At 61.7% G+C, this 23,768-nt stretch carries 18 protein-coding genes; 11 read left to right on the forward strand and 7 right to left on the reverse strand.

Features of this window, described 5'->3' with window-relative positions; translation table 11 throughout:
* Nucleotide 1 precedes the first annotated feature (1 nt).
* The 3 genes from C9990_RS13610 to C9990_RS13620 form a co-directional block, all read right to left on the reverse strand.
* The gene (locus C9990_RS13610; protein ID WP_065907827.1) at nucleotides 2-337 is read right to left on the reverse strand and encodes a DUF6388 family protein; all 336 of its coding nucleotides are present in this window, start codon (nucleotides 335-337) and stop codon (nucleotides 2-4) included.
* A gap of 28 nt (nucleotides 338-365) precedes the next feature.
* On the reverse strand, nucleotides 366-611 hold the full coding sequence (locus tag C9990_RS13615) for a hypothetical protein (RefSeq protein ID WP_106803602.1): 246 nt from the start codon (nucleotides 609-611) through the stop codon (nucleotides 366-368).
* 95 nt (nucleotides 612-706) lie between these two features.
* Nucleotides 707-2,026: a serine hydrolase gene (locus C9990_RS13620; protein ID WP_177410331.1), complete on the reverse strand. Its 1,320-nt coding sequence runs from the start codon at nucleotides 2,024-2,026 to the stop codon at nucleotides 707-709.
* Between the two features lie 247 nt (nucleotides 2,027-2,273).
* On the opposite strand from C9990_RS13620, the gene C9990_RS13625 reads away from it, so the two are divergent.
* Nucleotides 2,274-4,349, forward strand: coding sequence for a PTS sugar transporter subunit IIC/EAL domain-containing protein (locus C9990_RS13625; RefSeq protein ID WP_106803604.1), 2,076 nt, complete (start codon nucleotides 2,274-2,276; stop codon nucleotides 4,347-4,349).
* Here the strand turns inward: C9990_RS13625 and C9990_RS13630 are convergent.
* The 3 genes from C9990_RS13630 to C9990_RS13640 are packed head-to-tail and all read right to left on the reverse strand — an operon-like array spanning nucleotide 4,346 to nucleotide 7,620.
* A complete protein-coding gene (locus tag C9990_RS13630; RefSeq protein ID WP_106803605.1) occupies nucleotides 4,346-5,179 on the reverse strand; it encodes a metal-dependent hydrolase in 834 nt (277 codons plus the stop codon). The genes C9990_RS13625 and C9990_RS13630 overlap by 4 nt on opposite strands.
* A gap of 15 nt (nucleotides 5,180-5,194) precedes the next feature.
* Nucleotides 5,195-6,085, reverse strand: coding sequence for an SDR family oxidoreductase (locus C9990_RS13635; RefSeq protein WP_106803606.1), 891 nt, complete (start codon nucleotides 6,083-6,085; stop codon nucleotides 5,195-5,197).
* The gene (locus C9990_RS13640; protein ID WP_106803607.1) at nucleotides 6,082-7,620 is read right to left on the reverse strand and encodes an NAD(P)/FAD-dependent oxidoreductase; all 1,539 of its coding nucleotides are present in this window, start codon (nucleotides 7,618-7,620) and stop codon (nucleotides 6,082-6,084) included. The genes C9990_RS13635 and C9990_RS13640 overlap by 4 nt, the downstream gene beginning before the upstream one ends.
* Before the next feature lie 275 nt (nucleotides 7,621-7,895).
* On the opposite strand from C9990_RS13640, the gene C9990_RS13645 reads away from it, so the two are divergent.
* The 10 genes from C9990_RS13645 (at nucleotide 7,896) to C9990_RS13690 (ending at nucleotide 21,625) form a co-directional block, all read left to right on the forward strand.
* On the forward strand, nucleotides 7,896-8,894 hold the full coding sequence (locus C9990_RS13645; RefSeq protein WP_106803608.1) for an alpha/beta fold hydrolase: 999 nt from the start codon (nucleotides 7,896-7,898) through the stop codon (nucleotides 8,892-8,894).
* Between the two features lie 306 nt (nucleotides 8,895-9,200).
* Nucleotides 9,201-10,481, forward strand: coding sequence for an alkane 1-monooxygenase (locus tag C9990_RS13650; protein WP_106803609.1), 1,281 nt, complete (start codon nucleotides 9,201-9,203; stop codon nucleotides 10,479-10,481).
* Nucleotides 10,482-10,616: 135 nt separating this feature from the next.
* The gene (praA, locus tag C9990_RS13655; protein ID WP_065907845.1) at nucleotides 10,617-11,111 is read left to right on the forward strand and encodes an alkane oxidation protein activator PraA; all 495 of its coding nucleotides are present in this window, start codon (nucleotides 10,617-10,619) and stop codon (nucleotides 11,109-11,111) included.
* A 134-nt stretch (nucleotides 11,112-11,245) separates the two neighbouring features.
* Entirely contained in the window at nucleotides 11,246-11,758 is a 513-nt protein-coding gene (gene praB, locus C9990_RS13660) for an alkane oxidation protein activator PraB (protein WP_083221472.1), read from the forward strand.
* A gap of 202 nt (nucleotides 11,759-11,960) precedes the next feature.
* The gene (locus C9990_RS13665) at nucleotides 11,961-13,394 is read left to right on the forward strand and encodes an outer membrane protein transport protein (RefSeq protein ID WP_065907847.1); all 1,434 of its coding nucleotides are present in this window, start codon (nucleotides 11,961-11,963) and stop codon (nucleotides 13,392-13,394) included.
* Nucleotides 13,395-13,675: 281 nt separating this feature from the next.
* Nucleotides 13,676-16,201, forward strand: coding sequence for an acyl-CoA dehydrogenase (locus tag C9990_RS13670; protein WP_106803610.1), 2,526 nt, complete (start codon nucleotides 13,676-13,678; stop codon nucleotides 16,199-16,201).
* Nucleotides 16,202-16,358: 157 nt separating this feature from the next.
* Nucleotides 16,359-17,702, forward strand: coding sequence for a 3-oxoacyl-ACP reductase (locus C9990_RS13675; RefSeq protein ID WP_106803611.1), 1,344 nt, complete (start codon nucleotides 16,359-16,361; stop codon nucleotides 17,700-17,702).
* 3 nt (nucleotides 17,703-17,705) lie between these two features.
* Nucleotides 17,706-18,596, forward strand: a complete 891-nt coding sequence (locus C9990_RS13680; protein WP_106803612.1) for a MaoC/PaaZ C-terminal domain-containing protein — start codon at nucleotides 17,706-17,708, stop codon at nucleotides 18,594-18,596.
* The gene (locus C9990_RS13685) at nucleotides 18,589-19,887 is read left to right on the forward strand and encodes an acetyl-CoA C-acetyltransferase (protein WP_106803613.1); all 1,299 of its coding nucleotides are present in this window, start codon (nucleotides 18,589-18,591) and stop codon (nucleotides 19,885-19,887) included. The genes C9990_RS13680 and C9990_RS13685 overlap by 8 nt, the downstream gene beginning before the upstream one ends.
* 31 nt (nucleotides 19,888-19,918) lie before the next feature.
* Nucleotides 19,919-21,625, forward strand: coding sequence for an AMP-binding protein (locus tag C9990_RS13690; protein ID WP_106803614.1), 1,707 nt, complete (start codon nucleotides 19,919-19,921; stop codon nucleotides 21,623-21,625).
* A 655-nt stretch (nucleotides 21,626-22,280) separates the two neighbouring features.
* On the opposite strand, the gene C9990_RS13700 is transcribed toward C9990_RS13690, so the two are convergent.
* Nucleotides 22,281-23,396, reverse strand: coding sequence for a Gfo/Idh/MocA family protein (locus tag C9990_RS13700; protein WP_065907858.1), 1,116 nt, complete (start codon nucleotides 23,394-23,396; stop codon nucleotides 22,281-22,283).
* Between the last annotated feature and the right edge of the window lie 372 nt (nucleotides 23,397-23,768).

A 23,768-nucleotide genomic window follows, 5' to 3' on the forward strand; every position in this document is an offset into this window, starting at 1 on the left:
TTCAAGGCTCCGGTGGAAAGTCATGCAATTGGCAGTACTCGTGCCAACTCAGCCCGGCCATCTGCGCGACCTCCTTGTGCACTTCGCGGCGCTGGGCTTCAAAGACCTCGCTGGAGTCGCTGGTGAGTTTGAGGGTCAGCTCCCAGGCGAACAGGCCTTGTTTTTCGGCTTCTGCTTCGAACGCTTCATGCAGCCGTTCGGCTCGGTACTGTGCCAGGGTTTCGCCCTTGGCCTGGGCGGCCAAGGGGTTGAGGGTGTCCAGTTGCATGGCCACGTCCGGGTGTTCGTTCAAGAATCTGTCCAGTGCAAGCTGGTGGTTATCGCCGGGTGGTGACAAAGGTGTACTCCTGTGGGGCTGGTAGTGTTTAGTGCGTGTGACGACGGGCTCGGCGCTGTAGGTGTTTTCGCATATGGCGGCTGATCCGGCAACGTATCGGTTCCAGCAAAAACAGTAGCACGTAGGCGGCCAGCACCAGGGCAAGGTCCAGCAAGCCATCGTCGATAGGGGCGTTGAACCGTCCGATGATGTCCCTGACCGTGAACAATAGTGTGATGCCGCACAGCCAAAGCACGGCGTTGAACAGTAACGGGCGCAAAAGTTTGTCTTGCATGATGAGCGAACCTCCTTGATGTCGGACTCCCGCTCCTTCGGGAGGAACAGCACGTCGAGTGTAGCGCCGACGCCGCAATCCTGAACTGGCGCAGATCAAGCCCTCGGCTGTGCCAACAGATAACGCGCCATGGCCTCGTACGCCGGCAACGTGACGGCGTCATTGGCCGCATTGGCCGCGATCGGATGGGAGGCGAACCGCACAATCACCATCTCGGCCGCAGGATCGATATAGATACTCTGGCCATGGACCCCGCGCGCCATGAAGGCGCCATCCGGGTTGTGGGTGACCCACCACATGGCGCGGTAGCTCCAGCCTTTCAATTGACTATAGCCTGCCTGGGCAAAAGCCTGTTTGTCGCCGCCCTGGCGAATCGTTTTCAGCACCGCCTCGGGCACGATTTGCTCGCCGTTGTAGCGCCCGTTGTTACGCAGCATCTCGCCAAAGCGCGCCATGTCGCGCAGCCCGGCGTTCAAGCCACCACCGGCGAACGGCGTGCCGATGGAGTCGACGGTGAAATAGGCATCCTGTTCACTGCCCAGGCGGCTCCAGATGCGTTCGCTGAGCAGTTGGGCAACGTTGCGGCCGGTGGCACGCGCGATCACCCAACCGAGCACGTCGGTGTTGACGGTCTTGTAGCCGAACGCCTGCCCATGTTCGCCGCGCTGCTTGACGGTTTGCAGGAACTCGAAGTAGCTGCGCGGCCCGACGTAGTCCTTGGGCTTGGGCAGCGGATTGCCCGCCTGGGCATGGGCCCAGACCTCTGCCGTGGGGTCGGCATAGTCTTCGCTGTAGTCCAGTGCCGTAGTCATGTTCAGCACCTGCTCCAGCGTGGCACTGCCGAACGCGGAGTTCGCCAGTTCGGGCACATAAGTCGCGACCTTTGCCTGCGCATCGAGGGTGCCCTCGGCGACGAGCATGGCGCCCAGTGTGCCGACCACCGATTTGGTCACAGACATTGCCGCATGTTGCCCGTCTTCTTTCAACACGCCGAAATAGCGCTCGTACACCACGGCCCCGCGGTGCAGTACAACAATGCCATCGGTGTAGGTGGCATCCAGGCTCTGGCGCCAGGTCAACGCTTGGCTGGCGCCATTGGGGACGACGCGCAGTTCGTCGATGCGCGGGTCGAGACGCCGGGGCAACGCCGTGCTCACACCGAGCCCACGGGACACATTGATCGTGGGCATCAATTGACGAAAGTTCGCCACGCTCCAGCGCATGGCCGGGAAGCGAAAATAGCTGCCATCTTCAAATCGCAGGGTTCGCTCCGGCGGTGGCGGAGCACCGACCATCCACTGGAGGCGGGCCGGGTCACTGGCTTGGGCGTCGGCAAAGCTGGTTTCGGCAGCGTTGGCCACGGTGGTTGAAAGACCCAGCAGCGCGCCGGTCATGAGGGGCAGGATTCGTCGCATCAACAGGCACCTTGATCGCGGATAAGACACACGGAGCAAGGCCTGGGCTCGAGTCCGTTCGAGAATGACAGGGCAAAGGATGGGCTAACTGACCGTACCCGACAAGCGCCAACGGATAGCGTGAACGGGGAATGTTGCGTGTGCCGCGGCAAAAGCCTTTCGCTCCCGGCATCAGGACGTGTAGCGTTACGCAGGGTTTTCAGGCCTGCCAACCACGGGCAGGGTGCGATGGGCAGAGGGACGGGTCATGGCGCAAACGCTGTTCAAACTTTTCTTTACCCAACGTCTGGCCGCCTTGGCCAGTACCGAGTCGCTGCGCGCGATCCGCGAAGGGTTGTTGTGGATCCTGCCGTGCCTGCTGGTCTCGGCAGCTTTTCTGATCCTGTCCGAGTTCGCCCGTGTGCTGGGCTTCGACCCACAAGTGGTGGCGTTCCTGGCCGCGCTGCACAACCAGATCAGTTCGGTGATTCCGCTGCTGGTCGGTGCGTCCATCGGCTACATGTTGGCGATCCAGCATCGGCTGCCCCAATTGCCGGTGGCATTCCTGTGCCTCGCCCATGTGGTGGTGGCGACGTTTATCCTGCGCGAATACCCCCGGGCCTCGGCGACGTTCGTGCTGTTTATCGCCATCGCCTCGCCGCTGCTCAATGTGCCGGCCATTGCCTGGCTGCACCGGTACCGCTGGACACGCCTGGTCAATGAAGACCTGGTCGGGCACAACCTCAGGGGCACGATCAACATGGTGCTGCCCGGGGCGATCACGGCCTTGGCGCTGGTGCTGGTGCTGTCCTTGTTGTTGCAGGTCCCTTACGTCGCGCAGATCCAGGGGCCGCAAGTGCTGGATGCGCTGGAGTCGCCCTACGGCAGTGGTTTATTCGTGACCCTGATGAACTCGCTGTTGTGGTTTTTCGGGATTCACGGCGTGTACGCGATGCAGCCGCTGTTCAATGTGCTTGACCAGGCGGTAGCCCTCAACGGTGCGGCGTTGGCGGCGGGCGAGCCGATCAAGTATGTGCTGAACGGTGGCTTGCTGGGCTGTTTTGCGTTTATCGGCGGCTCCGGTGGCGCGTTGTGCCTGCTGGTGGCGATCCTGCTGTTTTCCAAGAGCCAGTCCATGCGCCTGGTGGCGATGGCGAGTGTGCCGCTGTCGCTGTTCAACGTCAGCGAGGTGCTGCTGTTCGGCTTGCCGATCATTCTCAACCCACGCCTGTTCATACCCTTTTTGATTGTGCCCGCGCTGAATGCGACGGTGGCGCTGACGGTGGTGCAAATGGGCTGGGTGTCGCCGGCTGTGGCAAGCGTGCCGTTTACCGCGCCGGTGTTGCTCAACGCCTACCTCAGCACCCACGGCGATGTCGCGGCCGTCGCGCTGCAAATCGCGCTGCTGGCCTTGGGCACGCTGGTGTATGCGCCGTATGTCCGGGCGATTCATCGCCAGGCCACCGAAGGCGGCACGGTCTACCTCAAGTCCCTGGACATGACCTTCCGTGGCCTGGAGGAAAAAGGCCGGCTACGCGAACTGGACCCGGTATTGGCGTCCCACCGGACCCTGGCGCGCCAGGCCAGCGAGCTGAGCCATATCCAGCAGATCAGCGACTATGAGTTCTACCTCGAATTCCAGCCCCAGGTCTCGACCCGGACCGGGCTGTGCACCGGTTGCGAGGCGTTGATGCGCGCGCGCGACGCCCAGGGCACCGTGCATTCGCCGTGGGAGTTCCTGCAATGGCTGGCCCAGGCGCGGCTGATGCCGGACGTGGATATGTGGGTGGCGTCGCAGGCGGTGCGCCAATACCAGAAGTGGCAGAAGCTGGGCTTCGGGTTGCCGATGACCATCAATATTTCCAGCGCCACCCTGACCGACGCCGCCTATGGCGAGCGTCTGGTGGAGATCCTGGCCCAGGCCCATGGCCAGGTCTCGGTGGAGATCACCGAAGATGCGCTGGTCTCGGACATCCAGGCTACCCGCCAGATCATTCAGAAGCTGCAGGCCATTGGCGCCAAGGTGTATATCGACGACTTTGGCACCGGGTTTTCGGCGTTGAGCTACCTGCACCAGTTCCCGGTGGACTTTATCAAGATCGACCGCAGCTTCGTGGTCGCCCAGCACGACCCCAAGGGCGCCCAGGTGATGACCGGCATGCTGCGCTTTTGCGAGGCGCTGAACCTGGGCGTGGTGGTGGAGGGGGTGGAAACCGCCGAGCAGTTGGCTTTCCTGAACGGCGGCACCGAATTGATCATCCAGGGCTGGTATTTCAGCAAGGCGCTGCCCGGCGATCAGTTGCAAGGCTTTGTACGCGAGCGCGCGGACCTGGCGAAGGTTTAATAGCTGCGCCGGGTCTGTTCGATGTCCTCGACCAGGCCGTCGATCGCCGCCAGGCGCGCGCGGTTGTCGTGGTCCCAGGGATGGAAGCCGGGTTTGAAGTAGTGCAGCCAGGGCACCAGCATCCGTGGGAAAACCCCCTTGGGTCCGTAGAGAAACTTCAGCATGCGCCAGAACCCCTTGAGGAATCCGACGGACTGGCGGTCGGCAATCAGCAGGCGCACGTGGAAATCCAGCACCACCAGCCAGAAGAACACCGTGGTGGTCAGCATGGTGCCGGTGCGCAGCAGGTAGCGTTTGGGGCCGGGCTTGATCACGTGGTTCCACACATCGAAGGCCACGGCCTTGTGCTCGGTTTCTTCCAGCGCGTGCCAGTACCACATCTGTTGGTAGCCCTTGAGCGAGTCGCCAAAGCGTGACGGGTCGCTCAGCAGGATTTCCGCGAGCATCGCCGTGTAGTGTTCAAGCGCGATGGTGATCGCCAGGTTGAACGACGGCGCGAAGTGTTTCTTTTGCAGGTCGAGGATGAATTTCAGGCGCCGGTCCAGGGTGTGTGCGGGCAGGCCCGCTGCTTGCAACAAGTCGTTGTAGGCCACGTGTTCACGGCTGTGCATGGCTTCCTGGCCGATGAATCCCTGGATCTCTTTCTTCAGTTGCGGATCATCGATGCGCTGGCGGTAATGGCGCACGCTGTCCATGAAAAACAGCTCGCCCTGGGGAAACAGCAGCGACAGGGCGTTGAAGAAATGCGTGATGAACGGGCCCTGTTCGTGCCAGTTGGTGATGCGCTCGGCAGGCAGGTCGAAATGAATATCGCGACGGATCGGCAACATGGTGCGTGCTCCTGTTCAGAGTCTGGGCTCGTCGTTGGTTTCAAACACTGGCGTGCGCGGCTTGGGCGCCATGCGCCGGCTGGCGAACACCACGAGCGCCTGGTACGCCGCCGGCAGGCAGCGGGCGAGCAGGTCGAGAAAGTACGCGTCGCGGCCAATCAGCACGCGGCGTTTGTTTTTGCGCACGCCGTGCAGGATCACCTTGGCGGCCTGGTCGGCGTCAGTGATGAAGAGCTTTTCGAAGTCGGCGCGGGCCTGCTGTTCGCTGTGGATCAGAAAGCCGGTCATGTTCGCGTCGATTCGGCTGCTGCGGCAGATATCGGTGCGAATGCCGCCCGGGTGCACGCAGGTGGCCGAGACGCCGCAGCGCTGCATGTCGAGCTCCTGGCGCAGGGACTCGGTAAAGCCGCGCACCGCAAACTTGGTGGCGTTGTAGCCGCTCATGCCGGGCTGCGCGAACAGGCCGAACACGCTGGACGTGTTGATCACGTGGCCCTCGCCGGACGCTTTCAAATATGGCAGGAACGCCTTGGTGCCATGGACCACGCCCCAGAAATTGATGCCGACGATCCACTCCAGGTCGGCGTAGTCGACGCCCTCGACAGTACTCGACAAGGCCACCCCGGCATTGTTGAACACCAGGTTGACCTGGCCGTGTTCGGCCACACAGCGCGCGGCCCAATCCTGCATGGCCTGGCGGTCGGCAACATCCAGCACCTGCAGGGTGATGTGTACGGGTGAGAGGGTCGAGGCCTTGATCATCTCCAGCGTCTGTTCCAGCCCTTGGCTGTTCTTGTCCGACAGCGCCAGGTGGCAGCCTTCCCGTGCTAGGGCCAAGGCCAGGGCACGGCCCATGCCGGACGCGGCGCCAGTAATTGCCGCCACGCGGCCATTGAAGGTCTTCATGACAGGCTCCCTTCTGCAGTGGAGTGAGGCGCTTGGACGGCACGCGTCGGCGCATTGATCGGCACCAGGCTGGCCACGTAGTCCTTGAGCGCAAACTGGCGGGTCACCTGCTTGAAGCGCCAGGTCGAACCCGGCCACAAGGTGGTGTTCTTGCCGGTGCGCGGGTCGAGGTACCAGCTGCGGCATCCGCCGGTGTTCCAGATGGTGCGCTTGAGCTTGTCCTGCAGTTGCTGGTTGTAGGCGCTTTCCACCGCCGGCTTGACGTCCACACTGGCAATGCTATGGCGCTGCATCTGCCGAAGCGCGTCGAGGATGTAAGTGACCTGGGCCTCGATCATCAGGATCATCGAGTTGTGTCCCAGGCCGGTATTGGGCCCGACAATCAGGAACAGATTGGGATAGCCCGGCACGGTGGTGCCTTTGTAGGCGTGGGCGCCGTCGTGCCAGGTGTCCATCAGGTCCACGCCGTTACGCCCAATGATGCAGTCGCGGGGCAGGGGATCGGTGGCCTGGAAGCCGGTGCCGAAAATCAGGCAGTCGGCCGGGTGCTTGATGCCGTCGGCAGTGATCACGCCGTCGGCTTCGATGCGTGCCACGGCGTCGGTCACCACCTCGACATTGCTGCGCGACAACGCCGGGTAGTAGTCATTGGAGATCAGCACGCGCTTGCAGCCGATGGTGTAGTCAGGCGTCAACGTCTTGCGCAGGGAAGGGCGGGCGACTTGTTTGTGCAGGTGGCGCAGGGCGATTTTCTGCACCATTTTCATCAGCCGCGGATGCAGCGCAAAGCCGACCACGCGGCCTTCCAGGGCCCAGTAAAACGCACTGCGTACCAGGCGCTGGGTGAAAGGCAAGTGCTTGAACAGCCAGCGTTCGAAAGGGGTTATCGCACGGTCAGGCTTGGGCATGATCCACGGCGGCGTGCGCTGGAACAGGTCCAGGTGAGCCACCTGTGGCGCGATGTGCGGCACAAACTGAATGGCACTGGCCCCGGTGCCGATCACCGCCACGCGCTTGCCTTTCAGCGAGTAGTCGTGGTCCCACTGCTGGGAATGGAAGCGTTTGCCCTTGAAGTTCTCCAGCCCTGGAATATCCGGCAATGCCGGGCGCGACAAGCCGCCCATCCCCGACACCAGCACCCGCGCACTCACCTGGCGACCACCGTTGAAGCTCAGTTGCCAGCGTTGCTGCTGTTCATCGAAGACCGCGCGTGTCAGGCCCATGCCGGAGCGCAGGTAGGGCTTGAGCTCGAAGCGCGTGGCGCAGCGTTCCAGGTAAGCACGGATTTCCGCTTGGGGCGCGAATTGCCGCGTCCAGTCCGGGTTGGGCGCAAACGAAAACGAATACACGTGCGACTGCACATCACAGGCGCAGCCCGGGTAATGGTTGTCTCGCCAGGTGCCGCCGAGGGTCTCGGCCTGCTCGGCGATAAAGAAGTCGGTGAAGCCGGCCTCCTTGAGCTTGATGGCCATGCACAGGCCGGCAAAGCCTGAGCCGATGATGGCGATATCGATCAAATCACTGTGGGCATTCATAGGCAGGCCCTCGTAGGCATCGGATGTGCTCCTGTTTTTGTTTTGTCTTTTAGATAGAACACCATTGCAAAGGAAAATTGAATTATTTATTTTAAAAAAGATTTTAAATAATCTACCTGAAAATATCGCCTACGCTAGTCACTGGCTCCTCATGTGCGACTTGTCCGACGGACGAGCAGGGTCTGCACGTAGTTTAGGTCCAGGGTTGGACGATAGGCCGAGGCCTGATCAATTCCGGTCAGGTTCCCGGCAGCAGGGAAGCAGAGGACCGAGCTATGGCTGTCGAATGGATGATTGCTGCGGCGGTGTTTATCGGCGTGAGCGCGCTGTTGTGGGGCGTCAGTGCCTGGATGACACGGCGTATTGAAGCCGCTGTTCCGATCAACGGGCGCTTCGTGGAGGTCAACGGCGAGCGCTTTCATTATGTAGAAGAGGGTAAAGGCCCGCCGCTGGTGATGATTCACGGGCTGATGGGCAGCAGTCGCAACCTGACCTATGCCTTGTCCGGGCAGTTGCGGGAGCAGTTCCGGGTGATCACCCTCGATCGTCCGGGGTCAGGTTATTCCACCCGTCATGCCGGCACTGCTGCCGACCTGCCGGCCCAGGCGCGACAAGTCGCGGCGTTTATCAACACGCTGGGCCTGGATAAGCCCCTGGTGCTGGGACATTCCCTCGGCGGGGCGATTTCCCTGGCGCTGGCTCTCGACCATCCCGACGCCGTATCGGGCCTGGTCCTGGTGGCGCCGCTGACCCATCCCCAACCGACCTTGCCGCTGGTGTTCTGGTCGCTGGCAGTACGCCCTGCCTGGCTGCGTCGCTGGGTGTCGCACACCCTGACCGTGCCGATGGGCCTGCTGACCCGCCGTGCAGTGGTCAAGGGCGTGTTCGCGCCGGACCCGGCCCCGGAGGATTTCGCCACCCGTGGCGGCGGGCTGCTGGGCATGCGCCCGGACAATTTCTACGCCGCCTCCAGCGAGATTGCGCTGGTCAATGATTATCTGCCAGGCATGGTCAAGCGCTACCCGCAGCTGACGCTGCCCATCAGCCTGATCTACGGGGCCCGGGACAAGGTGCTGGACTTTCGCCAGCACGGCCAGGCACTCGCCGACAAGGTGCCGGGCTTGAAGATGCAGGTAGTGGAGGGCCGCGGCCATATGCTGCCGATCACTGCCACGGCGCGTGTGGTCGAAGCGGTGCAGCACCTGGCCAAGCGCATGCGACCCGGCGAAACCGCGACGATTCTGCAGCCGTCCTTTGCGTTGGCGAGCAAATAGTCATGCCTCACGTTGCGGGTTCGAACGTCCGGAATGCCTGCTCTAGAGACCTGACCAAACGGCTGAAAAAGAGACTGCTCAGTCACGTAAAAAAGGCCTCGAAAAAGTAGTTGACGACCTATCGATTCCGCGCTATTTATTTAAAAAAATATTTCAATATTTATTTTGAAATGATTTTTGAAATGCCTAAGAGCGAATAAAAATGAAAAAAACGTCTTTTATCGCATGGTTGAATTCCCGGAGCATCCATCGCTCCCTGAACCTGTTTTTTGTAACCCTGCCAACCCGTCTCATCCGGAGGCTGCCATGAATCAGACACTGGCAGCCCCAAGCGTATGGACCGACGGCAAGCGTCACCTGTGGTGGCTGGGGATCATGCCGCTGGCCACTCCGCTGTTGTCTGGCGCCCTGGCGATCACCACCGGTATCCAGCAACTGTGGTGGGTCGGCGTGCTGGTGATCTTCGGCCTGATCCCACTGATCGACGGCCTGCTCGGTGAAGACGTCAGCAACCCGCCCGAATCCGCCGTTGGCCACCTCGAATCCCAAAGCTACTACCGTTGGATCGTCTATACGGGCGTGCTGTTCGTGATCTCCTCGGTGGTGATCACCGGCTGGCTGGCCGCCGGCGGGATCGGCTGGATCATCCAGGGTGGCCTGTTGCAGGCTGCCGCGAACCTGGACCCTTCCAGCTGGCTGTCCCACGCCGCCAGCTACATCACCGCCCGCACTCAACTGCATGGCGAGCCGAGTTGGTTCACCTACCTCGGCATGGCGATGTCGACCGGCGCCGCCACCGGTATTGCAATCAACACCGCCCATGAACTGGGGCACAAGCCCAACGCGCTGGAAGTGTTTCTCGCCAAGGTCACCCTGGCGCCGACCTTCTACGGGCACTTCTACACCGAACACAACCGTGGCCATCACGTGCGTGTCGCCACACCGGAAGACCCGGCCAGTTCGCGACTGGGTGAAAGCTTCTGGGCCTTCCTGCCGCGCTCGGTGTGGTTCAGCGCACGCTCGGCCTGGAACCTGGAGCGCGAGCGCCTGCGCAAACTCGGCCTGCCGGCCTGGCACTGGAAGAACGCTGTACTCAGTGCCTGGATGTACAGCGTGGTGTTGTGGGGCGCGATGATCTACTGGCTCGGGGCGGCGGTGATTCCCTTCCTGATCATCCAGGGCATCTACGGCTTCTCCCTGCTGGAAGTGGTGAACTACGTGGAACACTACGGCCTTAAACGCCAGAAGTTGCCCAATGGCCGGTATGAACGTTGTTCGCCTCGGCACTCCTGGAACAGTAACCGTATTGTCACCAATATCTTCCTGTTCCAACTTCAGCGGCACTCTGATCACCATGCCAACCCGACACGCAGTTATCAGTCGTTGCGACACTTTGATGAATCACCACAACTGCCTTATGGCTACGCGAGCATGATTGTCTGGGCGTATGTGCCGTACTTGTGGCGCCGTCGCATGGATCACCGCGTTCTTAATCATTACGCCGGGGATATTTTCCTGACCAACCTTCAGCCCTCACAACGGTTGAAGTACCTGGAGAAGTACAGCAACAGCGCTACGCCGTTCTAAGTGTAAGTAACATGTTGTTGGCGTACTCGGGGCCTGCGTGCCGCGCAGGCCCCTTGCGCCCAAGGTTTATCGATTGAGTTGCACGTAAGTTGTTTGACCCGAACAAAAAAATAATTAAAGGGAAGGACGTACACCATGCAATCACCTGCCAAGTTCACCACCCACATCGTATTGGCCGCGCTGGGGCTTATCGCCTATCACCAGGCCCAGGCCGCCCGCATCGAACCAGCCGGCAGCGCGTTTACCGCCCAAGGCCCGATCAGTTTTTCCAAGGGCGCGCTGATCAGCGCCGATTGCACCATCAAGGTGGCCGGCAAAGTTGCGGCCGATGGGTCATCGGTAGATGTCGAGAAAGTTGAATTCGATGGCGGCCTCAAGTGCAGCCGTGTCGAAGCCACCAACTTGCCCTGGGTGTTGATTGCCAAGGACACCAAGAGTGGCTCCATGTCGAAGATCAGCGTAGATGTCCACGCCTTCGGCCTGGGCGGCAAGTGCGGGCCTTCTACCGCCGATGGCACCTGGGATAACGCTACCGGCAAGTTGGAGGCGGCCAATGTACCGATTGGCGAAGACTGCAAGATCAAGACGGTGTCGATCAAGATGCCGCCGAACTTCAAAGTTGTGGAATAACACTGGACTGTTGTAGCAGTCATTGAATTGAGATTTGGCTGGAAAGGGAAGTTCCGCTTTGTTTCACCGTGACCTCTCGTTCATGGCCATTACCCCTGGCGAAATGACTTCGCCATAACATGTGAGGAAAAACAATGAAAAGCCTTAAAACCCTCGTTTGTGCAACGTCCTTTGCTCTGAGTTTCGGCGCAGCCTCGATGGCCAGTGCGGCGTCGATCGTTCCTAATGGACCGTTCACCAATTTGACCGGCAGCATTACCGTACTGTCGCCGTCTTCGTCCGCCCCTGTTACTTGCACCCTTACTGCCAGCGGCACTGTTGCAGGTGGTGTAGCGACTATTTCAAACGCTACTTTCACTGGCGGCATTCTGTGCCCATTGGCGCAACTGAAAAGTCTGCCTACCCCAGGCTGGGTGTTGACCGCTACTAGCCTCACCGCCGGCACTCTGTCCAATGTGGGCTACGTGATCAATGGTGCTCCTCCGCTGATTCCTCGGTCGGACTGCGGTCCTACCGGCATTGCAGTGACCTGGAATCAATCCACCCACGTTCTTGGCGCCACCAATCAAACCCTGCTTGGTCAGGGAACTGGCAACTGCACTATTCAATCGCTCACTGTTAACGCACCAGGCCTGACTGTTCAATAACCCGTTGGGTTAGAACCAGGGGCTGATCACCCGCTGTAGGCAGGTGCCTCGAAAGAGGCACCTGTTTGAAGTAAATAAGGCGTGACACCCGCAGCATCTTAAAAACGTATCAGCGATATGACGCGCAGGTGCTTCAACAAGTGCCTAGCATTTTTAAGACGCTTCCGCAGAGTCGGCCGTTGATAATAATAAGGAGTGCCGCATGAACAATAAGAAATTACAAGTGCAGGTCGCGCTGGGGCTGGCGTTGTTGGGTGGGATGGCGGTAACAGTACCAGCTCAGGCCGGGGGTTTTGCTACTCCGACCGTGGGCGCCGCTGGTTGGGGGCGTGGCTTCGGTGGGGGATCGCTGTTCAAGGATGATCCAGGCGCGGCTTACAACAACCCAGCAGCAATGGCTTTTATTGATCATAGCGTTGCGCAGTTCACCGTTGACTATGCTCGCATCAATATCAAATACAAAGGTCAGGCCTATGACCTCAATGGTAACCCTCTGGAAAAAACACCTCTGAACCCGGACGGGTCTTTTGGTACGCCTTATTCTCAAGGTGACGGCGGTGAGGGTGGTTTTACCGCCTGGCTGCCTACCGGTTTCATGGTTATACCGATCAATGATCGTTTCGCTTTCGGCCTGAGCCAAGTAGTGCCTCAGGGTATGCGCAGTACCTGGGATCAGGACTGGAAGGGGCGTGATTTTGCCGTCGACACCAAGATCGAAACGGTAGGGCTCACCGGCTCTTTATCGTTCAAGGTCAACGATCAGTTCTCCATTGGTGCGGGGGCGATCGTCCAGCACAGCAAGGGCTTCGTCAGCCAGAACATTGACCTGCTGGGGGCGGCGGCTGCCTCGCCAGCGGGCATTCCTTTCCCGTCAGGCGTAGGCGACGCATTGATGCGCGTCAAGGTCGATAACACGTCCGTGGGCTGGTTCACAGGCGTCGTCTGGAAACCCACCGAACGTGACACCCTGGGTTTGAACTACCACGCGAAAATCAAGAACAAGATGGAGGGCAAATACAACATTCGGGCTGATGCAGCGTTGAAAAGCCTGATGACTGATCCTGCGTTGCCCGATGGCACGACGCTGGTGGGGGTTCTTTACCCCGGCTTGAGGTTGCAACCGGACGGCGCCAACGCCGAGACTCAGTTGGATATCCCGGCGAATGCTTCCTTTGACTGGGTGCATGAAGTCAATGAACGGTTGACCCTGGGCGTCAGTGCGACCTGGACTCAATGGTCATCCTTCAAGGCTTTGACGCTGACATCGGACGGTAACCTGATCGTATCGATTCCCTACAAGTATCGCGACGCCTGGCAGTACTCTTTCGGCGGCGATTACAAGCTCACCGACGACCTGACCTTGCGCAGCGGTGTGTCGTTTGACCAGACCCCTACACGCAACTCCACACGTGACCCGCGTATCCCCGACGGGGACCGGATCTTCGCTTCGCTGGGGTTTGGCTACAACGTCAGAGCCATTCCTGGTTTCAGCGTTGACGCGGCCTACTCGCGGCAGTTTGTGCAGGACGTGAAACTGAAGACACAAAACCAAGACCGCCTGGGTGGATCGCGACTTGATGGCAAATCCGAGGGCAAGGGAGAAGTGGTCAGTCTGTCAGCGACCTATCGGTTCTGACCCAAACGGTGTGACGCCGTCATGACGTAGTTGGCTCATCAGGCTGCCTCTTCATGCAGTCGCTTATCGACGGGTTGCCCACGCGACCCGTTCCGATTTTCTGATCCCATCAACCCATCAGGCTGACCCTTTCAGCCGCCAATTTTTTCGCCCAAGCATTAAATAAAAATTTCAAAACAAAATTTGAATTTAGCTTTCCAAGTTTGTAGTGTGGCTTTACGCCGCAGGTCAATCCGACCTTCCGCACGTAAACCACGCCCTGAATCGAGTCGAGGTATCCCATGGTTATCTGGTTATTGGTGGGTTTCGCAGCTGCGATTGCCCTGGCGTATCGACAAGCCGCTGCCACCCTGTGGTTGGGCGCTGGCCTGGTCTGGTTGGCGATTGGTTACCTGTTCAACGTGGTGGCGGCGTTCGGCGCCACCGTCGCGGCGGTGCTGGTGGTGTTACCGGCTTTGCTGATGACCCTCAAACCGCTACGCCGCACGCTGTTGACCAGCAAGGCCCTCGGCCTGTTTCGTACGATCATGCCGGCGATGTCCGACACCGAACGCGCGGCCATCGAGTCCGGCACCGTGTGGTGGGACGCCGAGCTGTTCAGCGGCAAGCCTAACTGGCAGCGCCTGCTGCAAGCTGCGCCGGCCAGCCTGAGCGCGGAGGAGCAAGCTTTCCTCGACAATGAGGTGGAAACCCTCTGTGACATCGCCAATGACTGGGAAACCACCCAGGTCTGGCAGGACATGTCGCCCGAAGGCTGGCAGTACACCAAGGACGCCGGCTTCCTCGGCATGATCATTCCCAAGCAGTACGGTGGCAAAGGCTTCTCCCACTATGCGCATTCGCAGGTGGTGATGAAGCTGTCGACGCGCTGCTCGGCGGCGGCGATCTCGGTGATGGTGCCCAACTCCCTCGGTCCGGCCGAGTTGCTGTTGCACTACGGCACCGATGCCCAGCGCAACTACTACTTGCCGCGCCTGGCGCGTGGTGAAGACATCCCGTGCTTTGCCCTGACCAGCCCGTATGCGGGCTCGGACGCCGGGGCGATTCCCGACCTGGGCATCGTCTGCAAAGGCACGCATGAAGGCGAGGAAGTCCTGGGTTTCCGCGTGACCTGGGACAAGCGCTACATCACCCTGGGCCCGATCGCCACGGTGCTTGGCCTGGCGTTTCGCGCCGAAGACCCGGAAGGCCTGTTAGGCGCTCCCGGTTCGCTCGGCATCACCTGTGCGCTGATCCCGACGTCGCACCCAGGCGTCAATAGTGGCCGTCGCCACTGGCCGCTCAACGCGGTGTTCCAGAACGGTCCTACCACCGGCAAGGATGTTTTCATTCCGCTGGAATGGGTGATCGGTGGTCGCGAGCAAGTCGGTAACGGCTGGCGCATGTTGATGGAATGCCTGGCCGCCGGACGCGCGATTTCCCTGCCTTCGGCCAACGTCGGTCTGGGCAAGGTCGCAGTACGCGGCACCACCGCCTACGCGGCGATGCGCAAGCAGTTCGGCCTGCCCATCGGCAAGTTCGAAGGCGTGCAGGCGCCGCTGGCGCGCATGGCCGGGCACTTGTATGCCTGCGATGCGGTGCGCAAGGTCTCGGTGGCGTCCCTGGACGCCGGTGAGAAACCGTCGGTGATCTCGGCCATCGCCAAGTACCACGTCACCGAACGGGCGCGGATTATCGTCAACGACGGCATGGACATTGTCGCCGGCAAGGGCATCTGCATGGGGCCCAATAACTTCCTCGCGCGCGCCTACCAGCAGAGCCCCATCGCCATCACGGTGGAAGGCGCGAACATCATGACGCGCTGCCTGATCATCTTTGGCCAGGGCCTTATCCGCTGCCATCCTTATGTGTTCCGCGAGATGGAAGCGGCGCGCCACCCGGACCGGCGCAAGGCCCTGGAAGATTTCGACAGCGCGATGTTCGGCCATATCAGCTTTGTGTTGGCCAATACCGTGCGTGCAGCGGTGCATTCCCTGACGGGCGGGCGGCTGATTTCCGCCCCGGCCAAGACCGACCCGGCGTTGGCGTCCTACTATCGCCAGGCTAATCGCCTGTCGGTGGTGCTGGCGCTGATTTCGGATATTTCCATGGGCGTGCTGGGCGGTGCCCTCAAGCGCAAGGAAAGTATTACCGGGCGCCTGGGCGATATTCTCTCGCAGCTGTACATCCTGTCCTGCGTACTCAAGCGCTTCGAGGACGACGGTCGGCCCCAGGCGGATTTGCCGCTGGTGCATTGGGCGGCGCAGGACGCGTTGTTGCGCGGCCATGAAGCGCTGGCCGAAGTGCTCGACAACTACCCGTCGAAAGCCGCCGCCGCAGTGGTGCGAGGCTTGAGTTTCCCATTCGGCATTCCCCTGCACAAACCCTCGGATCGCCTGCTGGCCCAGGTGGCCGATGTGGTGCAGACCCCCGGCGAAACCCGCGACCGTCTGCTGGCCAATTCCTACATCCCGCGTCCGGAAATCGACAAGCTGGCCTACGGCGAACTCGGCTTCCGCCTGTTGCCGCAAGTCGAGTTGATCGATGCTCGCCTCAAGCCTGCGGTCAAGCAGGGGCTGATCGAGCCGATGCCGATCTCGGCCACGGCCTTCACCGCCTGGCGCGTCAAGGCGCGGGCGCTGGACCTGATCAGCGACGACGAAGACAGCTTGTTGGGGCGCTACGTGGAATACGCCGATCACGGCATCCAGGTGGACGACTTCCCGCAGGACTTCGGCTTGCTGGAGGCGTTGCAACAGCGCAAGCAAGCGCTGGAACCGCCGGCAAAGCGCAAGTCCAGCCAGGGTGAAAACGCCTCGGTCAATTGAGTGGTACTGAATGAACACGCTCAGTGTGGGAGCTGGCTTGCCTGCGATGCAGGCGACTCGGTCTATCAGTCAAGCCGGGCCGCTGCCATCGCAGGCAAGCCAGCTCCCACATTGATCGGGTTTACAAGGCAGGAATGTGTTGTGAGTGGATCTATCTATGAGTGACAGCTATCTAGCGTTCGTCAGTTCTCCTTGGGGCCGCCGCCTGGCCGGGGCCATCGGTTTGCCCCAACCCTTGCCGTTGCAACGCCATCGCAGCGGCCAGCAAGGCCTCGCCAACCCGGTGATCCTGGCCGGGGCAGGGCGCCTGGCCGGCGAAGTGCAGCGTATTTTCGGCGACACCGACACGGTCACCGCCACTGCGGCCACGCTCAAGGCGCCGTCCACGGTGAAAGTGCAGGGCGCGGTGTTCGATGCCAGCGGCGTGACCGACCTGCAGCAACTCGACGAGCTGTATGTATTCTTCCACGCCAACGCCAAGCGCCTCGGCCAGCACGGTCGCGTGGTGGTGCTCGGCACGGCGCCGGAACACTGCGCCGATTTGCCCCAGGCCATCGCGCAGCGCGCCCTCGAAGGCCTGGTGCGCTCATTGGCCAAGGAGTTGCGCCGGGCCATCACCGTGCAGTTGCTGTACGTGGCGCCGGGGGCCGAGGCGGCGCTGGACAGCAGCCTGCGGTTCTTCCTGTCGCGCCGGTCGGCCTATGTGTCCGGGCAAGTGGTGCGCCTGGAAGCCCCGGTGGACGGTCACGTCACGGTCAATTGGGACAAGCCCTTCGCCGGCCGCCGCGCGCTGGTCACCGGCGCGTCGCGTGGCATTGGCCTGGCCATCGCCCAAGTGCTGGCGCGTGACGGTGCCCATGTGGTCTGCGTGGACGTGCCCCAGGCCCACGACGCGCTGCAGCAAGCCGCCAGCAGTGTCGGCGGCTCGGCCCTGCCGCTGGATATCACCGCTGCCGATGCCACCGCGTTGTTGCAGGCGCATATCAGCCAATACGGCGCCTTCGATGTGGTGGTGCACAACGCCGGGATCACCCGCGACAAGACCATCGCGAAGATGACCGAGGCAGCCTGGCGCAGTGTGCTGGCGGTCAACCTCGAAGCGCCGTTGCAACTGAGCCAGGCGCTGCTCGACCACCAGGGCCTGAACGCTGGTGGGCGCATCGTGTGCGTGTCGTCGATTTCCGGCATCGCCGGCAACCTCGGGCAGAGCAACTACGCGACCTCCAAGGCCGGCGTGATTGGCCTGGTGCAAGGCCTGGCCCGGCAAGCAGCGGCGCAACAGGTGACGGTGAATGCGGTGGCGCCGGGGTTTATCGAAACCCAGATGACCGCAAAAATCCCGTTGATGATTCGCGAAGCGGGGCGGCGCATGAACTCGATGTCCCAGGGCGGCCAGCCGATCGATGTGGCCGAGACCATCGCCTGGCTGGCACACCCGGCATCCGGCGCAATCAATGGCCAAGTCGTACGCGTGTGCGGGCAAAGCCTGCTGGGAGCCTGAGCCATGGACTACGTGACGCAGATCATCGACCCGCCACCCTCGCGCACCCGCCTGCTGCTGGATGGCGTGCGCGCCCTGCGCAAGCCCAAGCTCGACGGTGTGCCGGTGCTGCCCAAGGAGCGCCTGGTGCGCCCGGCGGTGGAGCTGAGCGCCACCGGCATTGCCGGCTATGGCCGTGCGTGTGGCTTTCGTCACGAGCAGGGGGTGCCGTTGTCCTACCCGCATGTGTTGGCGTTCCCGTTGCACCTGATGCTGTTGACCCGGCCGAGCTTCCCGTACCCGGCCAGCGGCATGGTGCACCTGGCCAACCGCATTCGGCAGCACCAGCGGTTGCACCCAGGCCAGGCGTTGCGCATCGAGGTGTACGCCGAGCGCTGGGTCGCGCACCCCAAGGGCCAGGCATTGAGCATCGCCACCCGTGCCTACAGTGCCGATGCGCTGGTGTGGGAAAGCGACAGCCTGTACCTGCGCCGCGACGTGAAGAACCCGCTCGGCGAGCCGTGGGGCGAGGCGCTGGAGTTGCCGGAAGAGGGCCTTTTGCGCACGCAACGCTGGGTATTGCCGGCCGACCTGGGCCGACGTTTCGCCAAGGTGTCGGGGGATTTCAACCCGATCCACACCTCGGTGATCGGCGCGAAAATCTTCGGTTTTCGCCGCGCCATCGCCCATGGCATGTGGACCCTTGGCCGAGCGCTCGCCGCCCAGCAACCGCCGGGAGGCCTGGACCAGGCCGAAGCCCATTGCGATTTCAAACTGCCGATCTACCTGCCCGGCCAGGTCGCCCTGTGGAGCCACCCCGTGACCGGCCCGCGCCGTGCATTCGAGGTGCGCAATGCTGCCGGCGACAAACCCCATATGCGTGGGCTCTTTATTTGGAAAGCCTTAGATGAGTGACTACAGCTTCAACCCGGCCCCGACGCGCCGCGTGGCGATCATCGGCGGCAACCGCATTCCGTTTGCCCGCTCCAACACCGTGTACGCCCATGACAGCAACCAGGATTTGCTGGTGGCGGCGCTGCAAGGCCTGGTCGACCGCTACAACCTGCACGGCCAGCGCCTGGGCGAGTTCGCCGCCGGCGCGGTGATCAAGCATTCGCGCGATTTCAACCTGGCGCGCGAGTCGTTGCTGTCCACCACGCTGTCGCCGCAAACCCCGGCCTACGACGTGCAACAAGCCTGCGGCACCGGCCTGGAAGCGGCGCTGCTGGTGGCGAATAAGATTGCCCTGGGCCAGATCGAAGTGGGCATCGCCGGCGGCGCCGACACCACCTCCGATGCGCCCATCGGCATCAACGAATCCCTGCGCCACACGCTGCTGGCGGCCAATCGCGCCAAGGGCATGGGCGACAAGCTCAAGGCATTGCTGAAAGTGCGCCCGTCGATGTTGTTCAAGCCGCTGCTGCCCCGCAACGGCGAGCCGCGCACGGGCTTGTCGATGGGCGAGCACTGCGAAGAAATGGCCAAGCGCTGGCAGATCAAGCGCCTGGCGCAGGACGAGTTGACCCTGACCAGCCACCAGCGTCTGGACGCTGCCTATAAACGCGGCTTTTTCGACGACCTGATCAGCCCCCATCGCGGCCTGGCCCGCGACAATAACCTGCGTGCCGACGCGAGCCTGGAGAAGCTCGCCGGCCTGTCCCCGGCCTATGACCGGCAGAACGGCACGCTCACGGCGGGCAACTCCACGCCGCTCACCGATGGCGCCTCGGTGGTGTTGCTGGCCAGTGAAGAGTGGGCAGCGACCAATGGCTGGCCGGTGCTGGCCTACCTGCGCACTGGCGAAACGGCGGCGGTGAATTTTGTCGACGGCACCGAAGGCCTGCTGATGGCTCCGGCCTATGCAGTGCCGCGCATGCTCAAGCGCGAAGGGCTGAGCTTTGCCGACTTCGACTTCTTCGAGATCCACGAAGCCTTCGCCGCCCAGGTGCTGTGCACGCTCAAGGCTTGGGAGGACGCCGATTATTGCCGCGAGCGGCTAGGCTTGGAGGCTCCGCTCGGCCCGATCGAACGCAGCAAAATGAACGTCAACGGCGGCTCGCTGGGCTGTGGTCACCCGTTTGCCGCCACCGGTGGCCGGCAGTTGGCGGCGCTGGCCAAGGCTATCCATGAGCGGGGTGGCGGTCGCGGCCTGATTTCGATCTGCGCGGCGGGCGGGTTGGGCATTACTGCCATCGTCGAAAAGTAGCTCTATCAAAAACAACAACAAGGAGACTGCCATGAACGCTGTAAGCCAGGAACAAACCGAACGGATCTGGTTGAACGCTTACCTGCCCGGCGTACCGGCAGACATCGATGCTGCTATCGAGGACTACCCGTCGTTGCGCGAGGTGTTCGTGGAGCACCTGGAGAAGTTTCGCGAGCGGGTCGCCTACGTCAGCATCGGCACCGAAATGACCTACGCCGACTGGCACGTGCAAGGCATTGCCTTTGCCGCCTGGCTGCAAGGCCAGGGCGTACAGCCGGGCGACCGCGTGGCGCTGATGATGCCCAACTGCTTGCAGTACCCGATCTGCCTGTTGGGCACGATCCTGGCCGGCGCGGTAGTCGTCAACGTCAACCCGTTGTACACCTCCCATGAGCTCAAGCATTTGCTCAAGGACAGCGGCGCCGAAACCGTGGTGATTTTCGAAAACTTCGCCCACACCCTGGAAAAAGTCATCGGTGGCAGCAGCGTCAAGCGCGTGGTGGTGGCGGCCATCGGCGACTTGCTCGGTACGCTCAAGGGTGCGGCGATGAACTTCATCCTGCGCCGCGTGCAAAAGCAGGTGCCCACGTTCAACCTGCGCGGCGCGGTGCGTTTCAATCAGGTGCTCAAGCAGGGCCGGGGGGTGAACCATTTTCCGGTGGGCATGCACCTTGATGACCTGGCTTTCCTGCAATACACCGGCGGCACCACGGGCGACGCCAAGGGCGTGATGCTCAGCCACCGCAATATCATTGCCAACCTGCTGCAGGCCAAGGCCTGGGTCGGCGATCAACTGGACCAGGACAAGCAGGAAACCAACGTCACCCTGCTGCCGCTGTACCACATCTTTTCGCTGACGGTGAACTGCCTGATGTTCATGTGCCTGGGCGGGCGCAACATCCTCATCGCCAACCCGCGGGATGTGAAGCGCGTGCAGATGATCCTGCGCAAGGAGCGCTTCAACGGGATTGCCGGGGTCAATACGCTGTTCAATGGCTTGCTGGAAAACCCGGAGTTCTGCGCGCGGGACTTTTCCGACCTGCGCATGGTGATCGCCGGTGGCATGGCCACGCACACGGCAGTGGCCAAGCGCTGGAAGGAAGTCACCGGGCTGCCGATCATCGAAGGCTACGGCCTGACCGAGTGTTCGCCGGTGGTGAGCATCAGCCCGATCAACATCGCCCGCATGCGCGAGATGGACTTCACCGGTAGCATTGGCGTGCCGTTGCCGTCGACCTGGGTGCGGTTTGTTCGCGAAGACGGCGAGCTGGCCGAACTCGGCGAGCAGGGCGAACTGCAAGTGCGCGGCCCGCAGGTGATGCAGGGTTACTGGCAGCGACCGAAGGAAACCGCCGAGGTGCTGGATGCCGAAGGCTGGCTGTCGACCGGTGATATCGGGGTGATGGATGAGCGCGGTTATATCCGCCTGGTGGACCGCAAGAAAGACATGATCCTGGTCTCGGGCTTCAACGTGTACCCGAATGAAATCGAGGACGTGGTGGCCTTGCACCCCGGCGTCGGGGAAGTCGCGGCGATTGGCGTGGAAGATGGCGTGACCGGCGAGAAGGTCAAGATCATCGTGGTGCGCAAGGACCCGAACCTGACCCAGGAACAGATCCTCGCCCATTGCCGTGAATACCTGACGGGCTACAAGATGCCGAAGTATGTGGAATTCCGAACCACGGAATTGCCGAAAACCACCGTCGGCAAAGTCCTGCGCCGCGCCTTGCGGAGCTGAAGGTCCGGCCCCTGTGGGAGCTGGCTTGCCCGCGATGACTAGGGTGACAGACACACCGCTATCGCAGGCAAGCCAGCTCCCACATTTTTGGCGTGTATTCCAAGGTTGGAACCGGGTTGTGCCGTCGGTGGAAATGTGGGCGCAGCACCGCGAATCCCAAGCCGAACAACGATCAAAACTGTGGGAGCGGGCTTGCTCGCGAAAGCGGTGTGTCAGTCAATGAATAGGGTGACTGATCCAGCGCCTTCGCGAGCAAGCCCGCTACCACATTTGGCTCGTATTCCAAGGTTGGAACCGGGTTGTACCGTCGGTGGGAATGTGGGCGCAGCACTGCGAATCCCAAGCCGAACAACGATCAAAACTGTGGGAGCGGGCTTGCCCGCGAAAGCGGTGTTTCAGTCAATGAATAGGGTGACTGATCCAGCGCCTTCGCGAGCAAGCCCGCTCCCACATTTGGCTTGCAATCCAAGGTTGGAACCGGGTTGTGCCGTCGGTGGAAATGTGGGCGCGGCACCGCGAATCCCAAGCCGAACAACGATCAAAACTGTGGGAGCGGGCTTGCCCGCGAAAGCGGTGTGTCAGCCAATGAATTGGGTGACTGATCCAGCGCCTTCGCGAGCAAGCCCGCTCCCACATTTGGGGTGTATTCCAATGTTTAAACCGTGTCCACTGTTACCCAGCGTTCTTCACGGGCCGCGACGCGAATCGCGGTGGCCAGCCGTTCCACTGCCCACGCGGCGTCAAAGTCGGTGCCGTCCGCCCCCTGGCCGGCCACGGCCATGATCAACTCCTGGACTTCCAGCGTCTTCAGTTCGTTGTACCCCAATTGGTGCCCGGCCGCCGGGCTGAACGCTGCGTAGCCGGGCAGGGCGGGGCCTGCCAGCAGGCGCTGGAAACCGTCCTGGCCGGCACGGCACAGGCGCAGTTCGTTCAAGCGCTCCTGGTCGAAGGCCAAGGTGCCCAGGGTGCCGCTGATCTCGAAACTCAGGTGGTTCTTGTAGCCATGCTTGAGCCAGCTGCTGCTCACCGTGCCGCGCGCGCCATTGGCGAAGCGCAGCAGGGCATGCACCTGGTCATCCACCGCGATGGCTTTGCGCTCATCGCTGCCGTGTACCGCAGGGCGCTGGGCGTGGACGGTCTGGGTGTCGGCGCACACGCTGGCCACATCGCCCACCAGATAGTGCGCCATCGACAGCAAGTGGCTGCCCAGGTCCGCCAGCGCGCCGCCGGCATGCGCCACTTCGCAGCGCCATGACCACGGTGACGCCGGGTCGGCCATGAAGTCTTCGCTGAACTCGCCCTGGAAGCTGATGATTTCGCCAAGATCGCCGTTGGCAATCATCTGCCGAGCCAGGCCGATCATCGGGTTGTGCTGGTAGTTGTAGCCGACCCGCGTCACCACCCCGGCCGCACGGGCGGCGCGGCGCATGGCGTCGGCCTGTTCGAGGCTGACGGCCAGCGGTTTTTCGCAGTACACCGCCTTGCCGGCCGCAATTGCGGCCATGGCCATGGGGTAATGCAGGTGGTTGGGGGTGGTGATGGCCACGACATCGACGGCAGGATCATCGATCAGCGCCTGCCAGTCGCCGTGGGCCTGGGCAAAGCCCCAGGCCTTGGCGCAGCGCTGGGCGCGCTCGGTATCGGCATCGGCCAGGGCGGCCAGCTTGAGGTGTACCGGCAGGTCAAATACCGCCCGGGCGTTATTGAATGCCAGGGCATGGGCGCGGCCCATGAAGCCTGTGCCGATCAAGCCGATTCCGAGTTCACGCATAGCCGTGGTCCTTTGGTTTATTGTTTTCAGGTGGCTATTAATGGAATAAAAATTCACATAATTCAAGATATGGAATAAAAATTCATTGAGCGGAAGGTTGATCGTTCCCACGCTCTGCGTGGCAATGCAGCCCCTGACGCTCCGCGTCACTCGTCACGCCTCGGCAGCGGTAAACGATCAATCAGTGCGACTGATGGCGCCATATTCAGCACGTGGCCAAACGCCGCCAGTTAACAAAAGATAACGTAGCGCCGATTGTCAGACGATTCGAAAGCCCGATAGGATGGCCCCTGCTTCCTTCAGGCGCTCTAGATTGCAGGTTTCAGGCGCCAGGAAGGCAAGACGACCTAACAATAATAAATCGGGAGAAAG

This window comes from Pseudomonas sp. S5D5, assembly GCF_003013355.1.
GTDB lineage: Bacteria > Pseudomonadota > Gammaproteobacteria > Pseudomonadales > Pseudomonadaceae > Aquipseudomonas > Aquipseudomonas aylmerensis.